General features: G+C 67.1%; 12 protein-coding genes. 2 read left to right on the top strand and 10 right to left on the bottom strand.

Annotated features, from left to right (window positions below):
* Positions 1-59: 59 nt before the first annotated feature.
* The 3 genes from FZ983_RS17340 to FZ983_RS17330 all read right to left on the bottom strand — a co-directional run bounded on the left by FZ983_RS17340 (position 60) and on the right by FZ983_RS17330 (position 3,763).
* Entirely contained in the window at positions 60-305 is a 246-nt protein-coding gene (locus tag FZ983_RS17340; RefSeq protein WP_188092372.1) for a hypothetical protein, read from the bottom strand.
* Positions 306-372: 67 nt separating this feature from the next.
* Positions 373-3,069 (bottom strand): bifunctional acetaldehyde-CoA/alcohol dehydrogenase, encoded by a 2,697-nt coding sequence (gene adhE, locus FZ983_RS17335; RefSeq protein WP_149224750.1) that lies wholly within the window; start codon positions 3,067-3,069, stop codon positions 373-375.
* 457 nt (positions 3,070-3,526) lie between these two features.
* Positions 3,527-3,763: a hypothetical protein gene (locus FZ983_RS17330; RefSeq protein ID WP_149224749.1), complete on the bottom strand. Its 237-nt coding sequence runs from the start codon at positions 3,761-3,763 to the stop codon at positions 3,527-3,529.
* 175 nt (positions 3,764-3,938) lie between these two features.
* Here FZ983_RS17330 and bla point away from each other — a divergent pair, with 175 nt between their 5' ends.
* Positions 3,939-4,826 carry a class A beta-lactamase gene (gene bla / locus FZ983_RS17325; protein ID WP_149224748.1) on the top strand — a complete coding sequence of 296 codons (888 nt, stop codon included), beginning with the start codon at positions 3,939-3,941 and terminating at the stop codon, positions 4,824-4,826.
* A 6-nt stretch (positions 4,827-4,832) separates the two neighbouring features.
* Here the strand turns inward: bla and FZ983_RS17320 are convergent, their stop codons facing one another.
* From FZ983_RS17320 to phaC, 5 genes are all read right to left on the bottom strand, one after another.
* The gene (locus FZ983_RS17320) at positions 4,833-5,066 is read right to left on the bottom strand and encodes a hypothetical protein (protein WP_149224747.1); all 234 of its coding nucleotides are present in this window, start codon (positions 5,064-5,066) and stop codon (positions 4,833-4,835) included.
* A gap of 96 nt (positions 5,067-5,162) precedes the next feature.
* On the bottom strand, positions 5,163-5,654 hold the full coding sequence (locus FZ983_RS17315) for a hypothetical protein (RefSeq protein WP_149224746.1): 492 nt from the start codon (positions 5,652-5,654) through the stop codon (positions 5,163-5,165).
* A gap of 21 nt (positions 5,655-5,675) precedes the next feature.
* A complete protein-coding gene (locus tag FZ983_RS17310) occupies positions 5,676-7,721 on the bottom strand; it encodes a serine/threonine protein kinase (RefSeq protein WP_247883803.1) in 2,046 nt (681 codons plus the stop codon).
* A gap of 176 nt (positions 7,722-7,897) precedes the next feature.
* Positions 7,898-9,607, bottom strand: a complete 1,710-nt coding sequence (locus FZ983_RS17305) for a sensor histidine kinase (protein WP_149224745.1) — start codon at positions 9,605-9,607, stop codon at positions 7,898-7,900.
* Between the two features lie 253 nt (positions 9,608-9,860).
* A complete protein-coding gene (gene phaC / locus FZ983_RS17300; protein WP_149224744.1) occupies positions 9,861-11,696 on the bottom strand; it encodes a class I poly(R)-hydroxyalkanoic acid synthase in 1,836 nt (611 codons plus the stop codon).
* 297 nt (positions 11,697-11,993) lie between these two features.
* On the opposite strand from phaC, the gene FZ983_RS17295 reads away from it, so the two are divergent.
* Positions 11,994-12,410 carry a hypothetical protein gene (locus tag FZ983_RS17295; protein WP_149224743.1) on the top strand — a complete coding sequence of 139 codons (417 nt, stop codon included), beginning with the start codon at positions 11,994-11,996 and terminating at the stop codon, positions 12,408-12,410.
* 205 nt (positions 12,411-12,615) lie between these two features.
* Here FZ983_RS17295 and FZ983_RS17290 read toward each other — a convergent pair whose 3' ends face one another.
* Both FZ983_RS17290 and FZ983_RS17285 read right to left on the bottom strand, forming a co-directional pair.
* On the bottom strand, positions 12,616-14,031 hold the full coding sequence (locus FZ983_RS17290; protein WP_149224742.1) for an HlyD family type I secretion periplasmic adaptor subunit: 1,416 nt from the start codon (positions 14,029-14,031) through the stop codon (positions 12,616-12,618).
* Between the two features lie 71 nt (positions 14,032-14,102).
* Positions 14,103-15,875 (bottom strand): ATP-binding cassette domain-containing protein, encoded by a 1,773-nt coding sequence (locus tag FZ983_RS17285; RefSeq protein ID WP_247883802.1) that lies wholly within the window; start codon positions 15,873-15,875, stop codon positions 14,103-14,105.
* Positions 15,876-15,958: the final 83 nt, after the last annotated feature.

Genomic DNA, 15,958 nt, shown 5'->3' with positions numbered 1-15,958 from the left:
TTGGCCCCTTATGCCACAGGATATGCGCCGCAACAGAGTCCTGATCGATGCAGGGACGGTCAGCAGTCGCCCAGAGACCGTTCGACCTCCGACACGAGGCGGTCGGCCAGCCGGATCGAGCGGTGCAGATCGTCGGCGCTCATGCCCAGGCCGGGATCCTCGATCACCGGGAAGCTCTCCGCCCGGTCGACGCCCATGGCTCTGGCGCAGACCAGCACTTCGTAGCTGCGGTTGTCTTCGTTGAACAGACATTCGGTCTGAAAGCCGCGGGCATCGGTTTCGGCCCACATGATGGCTTTGCTCATGGTCTTGTTCCTCGGATGGAATTGAAAAGGGCAGGGGGCTTGCGGCATGGCAGCCCCCTGCCGCCGGTCATTTGGCGAGCGCCGCTTCCTTGCGGGCGCCGTTGTCCTTGCGTGCGGCGGCCTTCGCCGGGGCTTGCGCGGGAGCGGCATCCTGGGCGGACGGCTCGGCATAGGCGCGGCCATAGTAGCTGTCGATGAGCAGCTGCCTGATCTCGGCGACCAGCGGATAGCGCGGGTTGGCGCCGGTGCACTGGTCGTCGAAGGCCGCCTCGGCGATCGCATCGACCCGCGCCAGGAACGCCGCCTCCGGCACCCCCGCCGCCTGGATCGAGGCCGGGATCTCCAGGGCCTGCTTCAGCTCCTCGACCCAGCCGATCAGCTTCTCCACCCGCTCATGGTCGCGGCTGCCGCCCAGTTCCAGATGCCGGGCGATCTGCGCATAGCGCGCCACGCCCTTGGGCCGGTCATACTGGCTGAACGCCGTTTGCTTGGTCGGGATGTCCGCCGCGTTGTAGCGGATCACGTTGGCGATCAGCAGCGCGTTGGCGATGCCGTGCGGAATGTGGAACTCCGCCCCCAGCTTGTGCGCCATCGAATGGCAGACCCCAAGGAAGGCGTTGGCGAAGGCGATGCCGGCCAGCGTCGCCGCGTTGTGAACCAGCTCCCGCGCCTTCGGGTCCTTCGACCCATTGCGATAGGCCGAGGGCAGGTTCTCTTTCAGGAGCTTCAGCGCCTGCAGAGCCTGACCGTCGGTGTACTCGTTCGCCACCACCGAGACATAGGCTTCCAGCGCATGCGTCACCGCGTCGATGCCGCCCGCCGCCGTCAGACCCTTGGGCATGTCCATCACCAGGTTGGCGTCGATGATCGCCAGCGTCGGCGTCAGCTCGTAATCGGCGATCGGGTATTTGGTGCCGGTGCGCTCGTCGGTCACCACGGCAAACGGCGTCACCTCCGATCCCGTGCCGGACGTGGTCGGCACCGCGACCAGCTGCGCCTTCACGCCGAGCTTGGGGAAGGTGTAGATGCGCTTGCGGATGTCCATGAAGCGCAGCGCCAGATCCTCGAAGGCAACCTCGGGCGCCTCGTACATCACCCAGATGATCTTGGCCGCGTCCATCGGCGAGCCGCCGCCCAGCGCCAGGATCACGTCGGGCTGGAAGGCATTGGCCAGAGCGACGCCCTTGCGCACCACCGCCAGCGTCGGGTCGGCGCTGACCTCGAAGAAGGTCTCCACCTCCAGCCCCAGCGACTTCAGCACGCGGACGCTCTCGGCGACATGGCCGTTCTCGAACAGGAAGCGGTCGGTGACGATCAGGCAGCGCTTCTTGCCGCGCAGCTCCTCAAGCGCAAACGGCAGGCAGCCGCGGCGGAAGTAGATCGACTTGGGCAGCTTGTGCCACAGCATGTTCTCCGCCCTCTTCGCCACCGTCTTCTTGTTGATCAGGTGCTGCGGCCCGACATTCTCGGAGATCGAGTTGCCGCCCCACGACCCGCAGCCCAGCGTCAGCGACGGCGCGAGGCGGAAATTGTAGAGGTCGCCGATGCCGCCATGCGACGACGGCGTGTTGATCAGGATGCGGGCGGTCTTCATCTTGTCGCCGAAATGGCGGATGCGGTCGCTCTGCTGGTCCTGGTCGGTGTAGAGCACCGAGGTGTGGCCGATGCCGCCGAGCGCCACCAGCGCCGCGGCCTTGTCGCAGGCCTCATGGAAGTCCTTGGCGCGGTAGAGCGCCAGGGTGGGGGAGAGCTTCTCGTGGGCGAAGGGCTCGGCATCGTCGACGTCCGTGACCTCGGCGATCAGCACCTTGGTGGCGTGCGGGACGGTGAGGCCGGCCATGGCGGCGATGGCGTGGGCGGGCTGGCCGACGATGTCGGCGTTGAGATGGCCGTCGACCAGCAGAACCTTGCGCACGGCATCGGCCTCGATGCCTGAGAGGATGTAGCCGCCATGGTGGGCGAAGCGGTCGCGCACGGCGTCATAGACGGCATCGACCACCACCGCCGACTGCTCGGACGCGCAGACCACGCCGTTGTCGAAGGTCTTGGACATCAGGATGGAGGCGACCGCGCGCTTGATGTCGGCGAACTCGTCGATGACGGCCGGGGTGTTGCCGGCGCCGACGCCGATGGCGGGCTTGCCCGACGAATAGGCGGCCTTGACCATGCCCGGCCCGCCGGTGGCGAGGATCAGGTTGATGTCCGGGTGGTGCATGACGGCGTTGGAGAGCTCCAGCGAGGGCTCGTCGATCCAGCCGATGATGTCGTCGGGGGCGCCGGCCTCGACCGCGGCGGCGAGCACCAGGCGGGCGGCCTCGCAGGTCGATTTGCGGGCGCGGGGATGGGGGGAGAGGACCAGTCCGTTGCGGGTCTTCAGCGCGATCAGCGCCTTGAAGATGGCGGTGGAGGTCGGGTTGGTGGTGGGGACAATGCCGCAGATCAGGCCGACCGGCTCGGCGATGGTGAGGATGCCGGCATCATCGTCCTCCGACAGGACGCCGCAGGTCTTGTCGTCCTTGTACTTGTTGTAGATGTATTCGGCGGCGAAGTGGTTCTTGATGACCTTGTCTTCCATCACGCCCATGCCGGTCTCCGCCACCGCCATCTTGGCGAGCGGGATGCGGGCATCGGCGGCGGCCAGAGCCGCGCTGCGGAAGATCAGGTCGACCTTCTCCTGCGAATACTCGGCAAAGCGCGCTTGCGCCGCCTTCACGCGCGAGATCAGGGCGTTCAGGTCGGAGAGGGATTTGACAGTCGTAACCATGATCGGGCGTCTCCCGTCGGGTGTCGCCATGCGGCCGGCAAACGGGCCCGGAACCTGCTATGTCGCGGTTCCCTGCGGTATGTAGGAAACCTACATCCACCCTGATCGGTTCGCAAGAGTGGTCATACCAGTTGCTGGAATGATTGATCTAGATCATCTCGGGCGGTGAACATTTTCATGACGCAAGAATTTGTACCGTAGATATTGAGCAATCCGCAATGTAGTTTAACTACATATACGAACTGATAGGGGGGATCGGTGAGGATGTGCCTTGCCTGATTAACCAAGTGAAGAAAATAAACATGACTTTGAAAGCCTTCGCCGAGGTTAAGCTTTCGGTCTCGTCACCGTATTGGAGCGATTTCTTGTCCGGTCTCTGCAGGCCTTCAGCGGCTTCGTGATCGAGAACATCAGGCGGACCGCCATGGCCCCGGCCACGGAGCGAAACCGCCGGTCTTCAGCCGATCCGCCGGAGCGCCAGCCCCGTCGCGGCGATGCGGAACCCGCCGTCCGCCGTCTCCTCCACCGCCTCGCCGGCATCAAGGCGATAGCTCTTCCCGTCCGGCACCCAGCCGGCGGGGCCGCGGAAAGTGACCATCTGGATGTAGCTGGTGACCTCGACGACCGAATGGATGGTGCCATCCTCGGCCCGTGCCTCGAACCGGCCGGTCTCCATGTCCTGACGCAACGGCATCTGCCTGCTCCCTTCGCCCATCGCTGGCGGTCCATAGGGTGCCACGGCGGCGGTGGGCCGGGAAAGCTCTTCAGCCATTAGTTTAATTTGTGCCTTCCGCGAGGAAACCTCGTTTGTTCGCGTGGCGCCGGGTTTCTATCGTCCGGCCATCGCAACGGCAAGGAAGGTGGCCGCAATGATCGGAAGACGGGGTTTCCTGGTGGCGACGGGTGGGGCGCTGCTGCTCACTGCAACTGCGGCGCAAGCGGCGAAAGGCAAAGAGTCCGCGACCAATGGACTGGCGGAGCGCTTGGCGGCCCTGGAGGAGCGGACCGGCGGACGACTGGGGGTCGCGGTGCTCGACACCGGAAGCGGACGGCTGCAGGGCTGGCGCGTGGACGAGCGGTTCCCGATGTGCAGCACCTTCAAATTTCTATTGGCTGCCGCCGTGCTGAAGGCAGTGGACCAGGGCAAGGAGCGGCTGGACCGGCGAATCCCGGTGACGCAGGCCGACATGGTGCCCTATGCGCCTTTCGCTGAAAAGCGGCTGAACGGCACGCCGCCGATGGTGGCGGAGCTCTGCGAGGCGACGATGACGCTCAGCGACAATGTGGCGGCCAACCTGCTGCTGCCGGGCGTCGGCGACCCGGCCGGCCTCACCGCCTTCCTGCGGGGCTTCGGCGACAAGACCACCCGCCTGGACCGCAACGAACCGACGCTGAACACCGCCATTCCCGGCGATCCGCGCGATACGACCACGCCTGCCGCCATGGTGCGCAGCATGGAACGGCTTCTGGTCGGCGACGTGCTGCGTCCGGACTCCCGCCGGCAGCTGGCCGATTGGATGATTGCCAACAAGACCGGCGACAAGCGGTTGCGCGCCGGGGTGCCGGCCGGTTGGCGCGTCGGCGACAAAACCGGGACCGGCACCAACGGCACCGCCAACGACATCGCCATCCTCTGGCCGGAGAACCGCCCGCCGCTGCTGGTCGCCAGCTACCTGACCCAGACGGCGAAGGACTTCAAGCAGCACGATTCCATCCACGCCGAGGTTGCGCGGGCGGTGGCGGCCAGCGTCGGCTGATCCCGGTCAGACGGGCGTATCGGCGGAAGCCGCATGCGGCGGCCGGGCCCATTTGACGATGGCCCGTACGGCGTTCAGGGCGTTCACATTGTCCTGAATGGGGAAATGTCGCCGCAATTCGACGACCGCCGCCCATTCGCCGCTTTCGTGAAACGCCTTCTGAATGGCGGCGGCTTCATCCTGGCTGACGCTGAACATTCCGACCCCTCGGCCGACCACGCGGTCCGTGCCGCCGATCATGCCCTGCCGCCGGGTTCGGTTGCAAGAGGGGCCTGCTTGCAAGGCTGTGGGCTATCGCATATGGCGATAGCCCCGGTCGCAAGCGGTCCGGTTCCGTCACGCGCCTTCCATTTCCGCGCCCGGTTCCAGGCCACCGGATTCGTCGAAATAATCGCCGGCGACGTCCGGCCCCCATTCCTGGACCAGCGCCACCTTCTTCTGCTTCAGCACCTCCACCCGCTTTTCGGCGCGGGTGACCTCCATGCCGGCGACCAGCGGCGGGATGCCGTAATAGAGGCCCCAGCCGACGGCGGCGGCCGTATACATCACCAGCCAGGCCAGCGGGTCGGCGAAGATCTTCGCGGCGGCGCCGATGGTGTGCTGGTGCTTCCACAAGTCGATGGCGAAGGGCATGCAGCCGCAGAAATTCAGCCCGCCGACGGTGATCGGCGCCGATTTGTCGGGATCGCGGTCGACGACATAGGCGACGATGGTCGGGATCATCCCCACCCCGAACAGGATGGTGGTCGGCAGCACGATCAGCGCCGCCGGGATGATCAGCAGGATCAGGGTGAGGGCGCCGCCCTTCTTCTTTTTCTTGCGCGCCATGGCGATCCCCCCGTTATCCGGTCAGAAGGCGAAGAACAGGATGATTGCGGCGACCAGCACGGTCGACAGCAGGCTCGACACGATCGCGGCGACCTGCCGGCCCGACGTCTCGATGATGGCGTTGCGGTCGGCGATGGTGTGGCGGATCTTGTCCATCTCCGCATCCGCCTCACGATAGGCGATCTGCGCCGCTTCGAATTCCAGACGGTCGCGCCGCAGCGCCTCGGGGTCGTCGACCACCTTCAGCAACTCGGTCAGCCGGCCGTTGTGCGCGGCGGCGTCGGCCATCTTGCGCACCTCCTGCTGCTGGGGCCGGTTGTGGAAGCGGCGGAAGGCGGGATCGAGCAGAGCCACCACCCAGGAGGCCAGATGCGTCAGCCCGTCCACCCCGGTGCGAGCCTGGATGTCGGACAGGATGGTCAGCATGGCGATGACCCGCCGCATCGGCTCCACCCCGCTGCCGAGCTGGGTGAACAGCAGCTCGTCCCCGCGCTTGTTGCGGGCGCCGAGAAAGGCGGCGATCTGGCGGTCGATGGGGTCCTTGTGCCGTTCCCCGCCGGCGGCGATCCAGTCCAGTGCCCGCAGCAGTTCCGCCGGCGTCGTCGGAAGCTGCTTGGCGACCAGGGCGCTCATGCAGGGCATGGTCGGGTTCATCTCGTACAGCACCCGCTCCACCCCCAGCCCGTGGGAGGAGCGGTCGAGGAAGCCGCGCAGCTGGTCGAAGGTCTGCACCAGCGGCACGAATTCCGGCTTGAAGTCGGTCTGGACATTGACCCAGAACATCGGCAGCTGGTTGGCGATCACCTCCGCCACCGCCTGGGGGGATTCGCCGCGCATGAAGGCATCGGCCAGCATGGTGGCGATGCCGTCCGGCATCATCGCCCGGCCGCGGTAGCGGATGGGGGCGGTGGGGTCGAGCGCGATGCAGACGCGCGCCACCAGCCGGTCGCCCTGGCTGCCGCCCTTGCCGCTGGACGCGGTCTGGATGGCGTTGCCGACCGCTTCCGCCCGAACCTCGTCGCCCATAGACCGGCGCAGCCACTTGTCCAGCTCCCCGCTTTCGATGACGCTGGCCGCGGCGGGGGCATGGCGGGCGAAGGCGCGGGCCAGCGTGCGGCAGTGCCAGTATTCGGCCCCCTGGAATTCCAGCGGCCGGGCGGCGCGGCGGGAAATCTGCGGCTGCTTCGGGCTGAGACGGCGGCCGGCCACCCAGAGGTCGAGGTCGTTCAGGGTCCAGCGCTGCTTGGGATCGTCCACCAGCAGGCCGCGCACCACCTCGTTGATCGCCAGCGGCAGCCGGAGTTGCTGGACCAGGGCCGGGTAGGACCCGCGCTCCATCTTCGCCTGCAGAACGGCGTCGTCGTCCAGCCCGGCCAGCGGGTTGCGGCCCAGCGCCAGGATCAGCAGGGTGACGCCCAGCGAATAGAGGTCGTCGGCGATGGTGCCGGTGCCGCGGCCTGCCGGGTTGGCCATGCCGCGCTCGATCGTCTCCAGCAGGACCGGCTGGCCGTATCCGGGCTGCGTCGACACGCAGTCGCCCAGCATCAGCCCGCCGGACGCGAGATCACGGTAGAACAGGTTGGCTGGGCGGATCGCGCCGTGGATCACGCCGCGGCTCGACAGCTCCTTCAGCGCCGACACCAGCGGGTGGATGATCTGCCGGGTCAGCTGGTCTTCCGGCATCGGGTCCAGCGTGTCGGTCAGCGACCCCATCAGCCGCTTGCCGCCCGGCCGCTCGAACACCAGGCAATAGCGCCGCCCGCGGTCCTGCGGCCAGTCCACCAGCCCCCAGTCGAGCAGCCGCATGTGGGTGGCGTTGTCGAGGCTGCCGACGGTGGAGCAGATGTCCATCCGCGGCAGCATCGCCGCATGGCAGATGATGGCGAAGGGCTCGATCCGCTTCTCGCGCAGAGCCTTGGCGGCGAAGGCGTTGCCGCCGACGGCATTCAGCAGGGGGATTGGCGCGCCGGGCTGGATTTCATAGCGTTCGGCGAGCTTGACCGGTTCGGCATTGCCCATCGTTGCCGCGGCGGTTCCCATCGTTCCAGTCTGGGCGTCGGAAGGCATGGACGGCGGATCCCCGGGGCGTGCGAATGTGCGCAGGCCTTAGGTGGCGTGAAAAGGGCAAACAAACCCTTAACGTGCGCGTGCGTAACACTATCGGATTGGGCCGGACAGGAAAACCCCCGCCGGGAGCCCCCACCGGCACTTCTCCTCGGGAGGCTCGCGGCGGAGGTTTCGCGTCACGCCGCCGCCCGTTCCTCCTCGACGCGGAACGACAGCCGCAGGGAGGTGCCGGCCTCGGCACCCCAGTCCGGCGTCGCCCCGACCTGTCCGGCCAGCATCGAGATCAGCCGCATGCCGGACGACCGGGTCCGGTTCGGCGGCAGCCCGACCCCGTCGTCCGACAGCCGCAGGCGGACCTTGCCCGGTTCCGGCACGGCAAGGTCGAGGCTGATGGTTCCGGCCCGGCCGGGGAAGGCATGCTTGGCGCTGTTGGTGATGAACTCGTTGGCGATCAGGCCGAGCGAGACGGCGGTATCGTGGTCGACATGGACTTCGCCGACCGCCGCTTCGAAGCGGATGCCTGCGGCATGACCGCGCCCATACAGCGCGACGGAGTTTCCGCACAGCTCGCGCAGGTAGCCGCCCAGCTCGATCCGGCCGATCAGCTTGGCCTCGTACAGCCGGCTGTGGACGAGCCGGAGCGCTTCGATGCGGCCTTCCAGCTCCTTCAGGATGCGCTGGGTCTCGTCGCTCCTGCTCTGCCGGCTTTCCAGCGCGAGCAGGGCCATGATCGCCTGCAGGTCGTTCTTCACCCGATGTTGCAGCTCCCGCATCGAGGTCATCCGCTGCTCTTCCGCTTTGCGCAGCTGGTCTGTCGCCTGCCTCATGCTGTCATAGACGGACGTCAGCTCTTCCATGTCGGCGGGCGGCGGCGGTGGCAGGGTGGCGCCCGGCGTCTGCATCGCGTCGGCCATCCGCGCCAGACCGACGACGGAGCGGGACAGCCGGCGGGCATAGTGCAGGACCAGCAGCGAGGCGGCCCCGAGAGCGAGGCCGCAGATCGCCATGCTCGTCCACAGCGACCGACGCAGCGGTTCCTGGAAGAAGGCGGCGGGTGCCGCGAAGGTCACCGTCCAGCCGGAAACCGTGGAGCGCGAGAAGGCGAGGGACAGAATCTCTCCCTCCAAAGCCGGGCCTTCCGCCCGTCCTTCGGGTGCCGACTGGATCGCTTCTCTCATCCAGTCGCGGACCGGCCGGCCGACATACTGCTCGCTGGCGCGGGTTCGGGCGATGACGATGCCGGTCCGGTCGACGATGCCCGCCACCCAGCCCGCAGGGATCTGCTGGTTGCGCAGGAGATCTTCCCATTTGGAAGCCGCGACCTCCGCCACCAGCGCGAAGCGCCGGCCGTCCCTGGCTTGGACCGGCACCAGGACTGCGGCCACGGGGGTGTTGGAGACGGGATCGTACATCAGGCCGGTGACCTGGGGATGCCCGCTGCCGATCACCTCGGCGATCTGCGTGGAGACGTCGGTTGGTTCCGGCGCCGGGGCTCCATAGGGGACGGCGGTGCTGAACAGCGTGGTGCCGCCGGCATCGCGCAGGCTCACCGCCGACCAGTTGGGATGCATCGCCTGAACGGTCCGGGCGATGCGGCGGAGCTGTTCCGGATCGCCGCCTTCGGTGACGGCCGCGCCGATGCTCTCAAGTGCCGCCCTGGTGACGAGCAGCTGCTGGTCGAGGGCGACGGACAGGGCGCGGGCGGTCACCGACATCTCGGCCTCGGCGAAGTCGCGCTGCCTGGAAAGGGTGTAGGTGACCAGACCGACGGCGATCAGCGCCATCGAAACCAAGGCGGTGACCACGATCCCAAGCAGATGGGAGCTGATGTTGCGTTGTGTCGACCGCGCTCCGAAAAGGGAATCAGGAGAGAAGATCAAGCTCATGCTTCAACTGTCCGGTATCCGACTCTTCTGTCTTCCGGCACCCCTGTTCGCTGATGGGTGACGGCGTCGTGCGCCTGTCTTGCCGAAAGCGTCCGTTAACCATGGCATATCTATTAGAGGTCTCTCCTTGATCCGGGTCAATTCCAAGGGGGCTTGGTGCCTGACCGCTTCCGGACGTGTACCCGGCAGGCAAAGAAAAAGCCCCTCTCCGGTCGGGAGAGGGGCCTTCATCACAGTTCCCCGTTCGTCGGGCTTACTCGTTCTTGACCTTGACGTAGGAGCCGGGGGCGTCTTCCAGGGCGGGAAGGGCGCCGTCGCCGGGCTGCCGGGCCGGGACCTTGCCGTCGGCGAACTGGCCGACCCACTTGTTCCATTCCGGCCACCAGGAGCCGGGGGTCTGAGTCGCCTTCTCCAGCCACTCGTCGGAGGTCTTGGCCAGCTTGTCGCTGGTCCAGTAGCAGTACTTGTTGGCCGCCGGCGGGTTGACGACGCCGGCAATGTGGCCGGAGGCGCCGAGCACGAACTTGACCGGGCCGCTGAACAGTTGGGCGCCGCTGTAGGTGCTCTTCCACGGGGCGATGTGGTCCTCGCGGGCCGACAGGAACAGCGCTGGGACCTTGACCTTGGTCAGGTCGATCGGAACGCCCTTCAGCGTCACGGCCCCCGGCTGCGCCAGCATGTTCTTCTGGTACATGTTGCGCAGGTAGAAGCTGTGCATCGCCGCCGGCATGCGGGTGCTGTCGCCGTTCCAGTACAGCAGGTCGAACGGGAACGGGTCCTTGCCCAGCAGGTAGTTGTTGACGACGAACGACCAGATCAGGTCGTTGGCGCGCAGCATGTTGAAGGTGGTCGCCATCTTGGAGCCGTCGAGATAGCCCTGCTCGGCCATCTGCCCTTCGATGAAGGTCAGCTGCTCCTCGTCGATGAAGACCGACAGCTCGCCGGCTTCGGTGAAGTCCAGCATGGTGGTGAAGAAGGTAGCCGACTTGATGCGGTCGTCCTTCTTGGCCGCCATGTAGGCCAGCGTGGAGGCCAGCAGCGTGCCGCCCAGGCAATAGCCGATGGCGTTGACGTCGCGCTCGCCGGTCGCCTTCTGGATGGCGTCCAGCGCCGCCAGCGGGCCTTCGACCATGTAGTCCTCGAAGCCCTTGGCCGCCAGCGTCTCGTCCGGGTTGACCCAGGACAGGACGAAGACGGTGTGGCCCTGGTCGACCGCCCATTTGATGAAGCTGTTCTTCTCGCGCAGGTCCAGGATGTAGAACTTGTTGATCCAGGGCGGCACGATCATCAGCGGGCGCTTGTTCACGTCCGGCGTGGTCGGCGTGTACTGGATCAGCTGCATCAGGCTGGTCTGGAAGACGACCTTGCCCGGCGTGACCGCGATGTTCTTGCCCAGCTGGAAGGCGTCGTAGTCGGTCATGGAGATGCGCAGCTCGCCCTTGCCGCGCTCCAGGTCCTTCAGCAGATGCTCCAGGCCCTTGACCAGATTCTCGCCGCCGCTCTCGATGGTGGCGCGCAGGACCTCCGGATTCGTCATGACGAAGTTGGAGGGCGCCATCGCGTCGACGAACTGGCGGGTGTAGAAATCGACCTTCTTGGCCGTGTGGTCGTCCAGCCCCTCGACCTGATTGACGGTCGACTGCATCCACCGGGCGCTCAGCAGGTAGGACTGCTTGATGAAGTCGAACAGCGTGTTCTCGTCCCAGGCGGCGTCCTTGAAGCGGCGATCGTCCTTGGCGGGTGCGATGACCGGCTGCGTCTCCTGCCCGAAGAAGCGCTGGGTGGTGCGCTGCCACAGGGTCAGGTAGTCCTGCCACAGCGACATCTGCGCCTGCATGAGCTTGGCCGGGTCGGCCATCATGCGGGTGGTCATCTCCAGGAAGGCATGGCCGACGCCCATCGGGTCCGGGCTCTTCGGGCCGGCGCCGTCGGATGCCTGGCGCGCGAGGAATTCGGAAACCAACCGCTGGCTCTGTTCGGCGATGCGGGTCATCGCCCGCGACATCTCGACCGGGTCGGGCAGCTTGACGTCGGGCACCTGGGGGGAAGCCGGGGTGGAAGCCTGAGGGGGGGCCTTGGTCTCGGCCATGTGCACGGTCCTTCTTCTTTGGGCGGGTGTCGCGTCGTCGGTCACGTGGTATCGGCCACCATGGTCCGTATGGCCCAGATAGGGCTTTGGGCCTTGCTGACGGGCGGCTATACAGGCTTGCGGTTGATGTTATCAGCGGGCGTTCTGCACCATGTCGCTGTGGGTGGCGTGCGGCGGTCCGGCCTTCTGGTGCGGTGCGGGAGAAATCCGAAACCTCTCATACACCGCTGGTGTGAACATTTCATTTCACGGATCGTCGCACAAGTGCGGCGTCGCGGCCAGACACGGGGAAGGATGATGGTGACGGGCAGTCAGGAGGGCGGTCGGGGCATCGCGGTGACCGCACGGGTGTTCGGCACCCTGATCTTTGTAATGCCAATGGTTTTCGGGCTGTCGGCCTGCAGCGACCGGGCGCTGGACACCGGCCTTCTGGGCGCCGTCACCGGCCAGCCCTCGCCGGTCAGCGACAATACGTCGCCCATCCGCGGCATGAGCGGCGAGCGTACGGAATACCCGAACCTGGGCACGGTTCCCCCGCGCCCGACCGATCTGACCACCGAAGCGCAGCGCCAGGAGGCGATGGACCGCTTGGCGCAGGACCGTGCGGCATCGCGCCGCACCAAGGAGCAGACGGAGGCGATCCAGGTGCCGGAGCCGCTTCCCACCCCGATGGCGGTCCCGCCGAGGCCGGATTTGCGGCCGGGGCGGAGCTGAGGTTTCGGGAAAAGGAAAAGCCCCCGTGCCGGATGGCCGGGGGCTTTTTTCTGTGTGGGGATGTCGGCTCCGATTGCCCCCTCCCTAGCCCTCCCCCGCTAACGCGGGAGAGGGGACTGTCATCGCTTCGCATAAGGCACCTTCTCCCACCGAAGGTGGGGGAGGGTCGGGGAAGGGGCAAAGCACCTTCCTCCCCAGGAACCCGTCACTCCTGGATGAACGCCTTCACGTAGGACTGGCTCAGCGGCTGGATCAGGTAGTCCAGCGGGGTGCGGGGGGAGAGCACGATGCGGGCTTCCACCGGCATGCCGGCCTTGATCTTCATGTGGCGGACTTCGTGGCTATCGGCGTCCTTCAGGCGGATGCGGGCCAGATAATAGTCCTGGCGGGTGGCGTTGTCGGTCAGGCGGTCGGCCGAGACGTAGGACACGGTGCCGTCGATGGTGCCGACGACGCGGCTGTCATAGGCGGTCAGCTGCACCTTCACCGGCAGGTCGACGGCCATCGACTTGATGTCCTTCGGCTGGATGCGGACCTCGGCCAGCAGGGCCTTGTCGTCGGGGACGATGTCCAGCACCGGTTCGTTGGCGGTGATGGTGCCGCCGACGGCCGGGTGGCCGTAGATCACGACGTTGCCGGCATCCGGCGCCTTGATGGTGCGGTTGTCCAGGCGGTTCTTGGCGTCGCGGATCTGCTCGGCCAGCTTCTGGGCGTCGCCGCGGGACTTTTCCAGCTCGACCAGAACCTTCTCGCGGAAGTCGCTGCGGCGGCGGACCAGGTCGCCCTGGGCGTCGACCGCCTGCTGGCGCGACTGGGACATGCGGGCTTCCAGCGCATGGTCCTGGGCGTGCAGCTGGGCATTCTCCTTCTGCGCCGCGACCAGCTTGGTACGGGTGGAGTTGCCGCGGTCCAGCAGGCCCTGGGTGATCTGGATGTCCTCGTCCGACAGCTTGATCTCGCGGGCCAGGAAGGCGCGCTGCTGTTCCAGGCTGCGCACCTCGTCGCCCAGCGTGGCGATGCGGTCCTGGGTCAGCTTGGCCTCGGTCTCCAGCTGGTTGCGGCGGACATGGAACAGCTTCTCCTGGTTCCGCATGGCGTTGTCGACCGCCGGCTCCTTGGAGCGGCGGGCGGTCAGCTCCGCCGGCCATTCGATCGCCGGCTTCTCGAACATCTCGGCGGACAGGCGGGCCTCGGTCGCCAGCGTGTCGAACAGCGCGACGTTCAGCATCTCCAGCCGGGTCTGCGCCTCGGTGCTGTCCAGCCGCATCAGGACCTGACCCGCCTCGACCCGGTCGCCTTCCTTGACCAGGATGGCGCTGATCACGCCGCCCTCGGTGTTCTTCACCACCTTGCGGCCGGTTTCCGGGGCCAGCGAGCCCACGGCGCTGATCGCGCTGTGCAGCGGGGCCACCGCCGCCCAGCCGGTCATGCCGCCGAAGCCGACCGCCAGGACCAGGAAGCCGCCCAGCAGCAGGCCGCGCACGCCCGTTTCCGGCATCGCCGCCCGCAGCGCGTGGATCGAGGTGATGGTCGCGGTCTTGCGCGAAGGCTTGCCGGCGGGGGTCTCGGGACCGGTGTCGGAGGAGAGCGGGGCGGGGAAACTGGTGGTCATCGTGGTCATGGGGACTTCCTTGGCTCTGTCGGGTCGGGCGTCGCTGGCCGGCTGCTCGGATTTGAGGGCGGTGCCGGCGGTCAGCCGGCGGCCCCTGCCGTGGCGGCGGACGGACCGGCCTGAGGGCCGAGATTGCGAAGGCGGGCGAGGTTGACGGCGCCGGGCTGGGCCTGCTGCTGCTCCGGACGCGGCAGCTCCATCGCCATGCCGTTCTTCAGGACGTAGGTGTGGTCGGCCATGTCGACGAAGACCGGGGCGTGGGTCATGACGATCGTGGTCGCCCCGCGCTGCTTGGCGGCCGCCACGAAGGCGCGGACGGCCTTGATGCCCAACTCGTCCAGGCCGGCGGTCGGCTCGTCCAGCACCATCAGCGGCGGCTGGCCGAAGGCGGCGCGGGCAAGACCGATCAGGCGGGCGCTGGCGCCGGTGATCGGGGACAGCGGGTCGTTGACCTCCGTCTCGTAGCCCATGGGGAGGCTTTCGATCCACTCGTGGATGCCGACGGCCTTGGCGGCCTCTTCCACCTGTTCGCGGCTGGCGCTGGTGAAGCGGGCGATGTTGTCGGCGATGCTGCCGGGCAGGAGATCGACCTGCTGCGGCAGGTAGCCGATGCCCTGTTCGGGAGCGTCGGGGGTCAGGGTGGCGACGGACAGGCCGCCGAGCCGCACCGTCCCTGCCGACGGGAGAGCGACACCGGCCAGCAGGCGGGCCAGGACCGACTTGCCCGAGCGGTTGGGACCGGCGATGCAGACGGTCTCGCCCGGCTCGATCGAGAGATTGACGCTGCGCAGGATCGGCTTCTGGTCGCGGGGGGAGACGAACAGCAGGTTCTCGACGGTCAGGCGCTCGCTCTCCACCGGGACGGCGGGACGCTCCGGCTCACGCGACAGGCGCTTCAGCAGCGGCAGCAGGCGGCGAATGGCCTGGGCGGAGCGGACCAGCCCGCCCCAGGCGCCGGCGGTCTGTTCGATGGGGGCGAGGCCGCGGCCGACCAGCATCGAGGTGGCGATCATGCCGCCGAAGGACAGGTGCTGCTCGATCACCAGCCAGGCGCCGATGCCCGTCACGGCGATCTGCAGGACCATGCGGACCCACTTGGTGGCGGCACCGATGGAGGCGCTGCGCTCGTAGCCCTGGTTCTGCAGGGCGCTGGCGGTCAGGAAGTCGCGGTTGACGGCATCCAGCGCGGTGTCGCCCATGCGCAGGCCGCGCACGGTGTCGGACCGGGAGGCCAGGGCCTCGAACAGCTTCTGGGCGCGGCCGGCCGGCAGCTTGCTCTCGTCGTTGACGTCCTTGACGGCCACATAGCCGATCCAGCCCATCACCGCCATGATCGCCATCGACACGACCAGGACCAGCGCCAGCATCGGATGGATCACGTAGATGCCGATGACGTAGAGCGGCGCCCAGGGCAGGTCCATCAGCGCCGGCAGCGACGGACGGCCGAAGGCGGCCTTGAGTTCCATCAGGTCGGCGAGCGGGCCGTTGTCCGGACGGCCGCGGCCGGCGGCGTCCAGGGCGTCGGCGGTCAGCCGGCGGCGCCACCGTACCTCCAGCGCGTTGCCGGCACGGGCCAGCAGGCGCGACCGCACCATCTCCAGCACGCCGCTCAGCGTCAGCGCGATGACCACGATGAGGGTCAGCATGATCAGGGTGTCGTAGTTGCCGGACGGAATGGCCCGGCTGAACACCTGAAGCGAATAAAGCGGCATGGCCAGCATCAGAGCATTGATGGTGGCGCTGAAGATAAATGTACTAACAAGTACCCTGGTAAAATAGCCGCGGTTGAAAGCCGCTTCCGGCTTATCGATGCCGGTCCTTTGCGTAGTGTTGGACTTGGTCGAAATAGGCATAAACAGCCCTCCAATTGTCACCGGTCGGCACAGTGCCCACTGGATGCAGGCGAGCTCAGGGAACGCGATCTTGGTAAATGGGA

The sequence above is a fragment of the Azospirillum sp. B21 genome (assembly GCF_008364825.1).
GTDB lineage: Bacteria > Pseudomonadota > Alphaproteobacteria > Azospirillales > Azospirillaceae > Azospirillum.
This window is presented reverse-complemented; position numbering and strand designations above follow the sequence as displayed.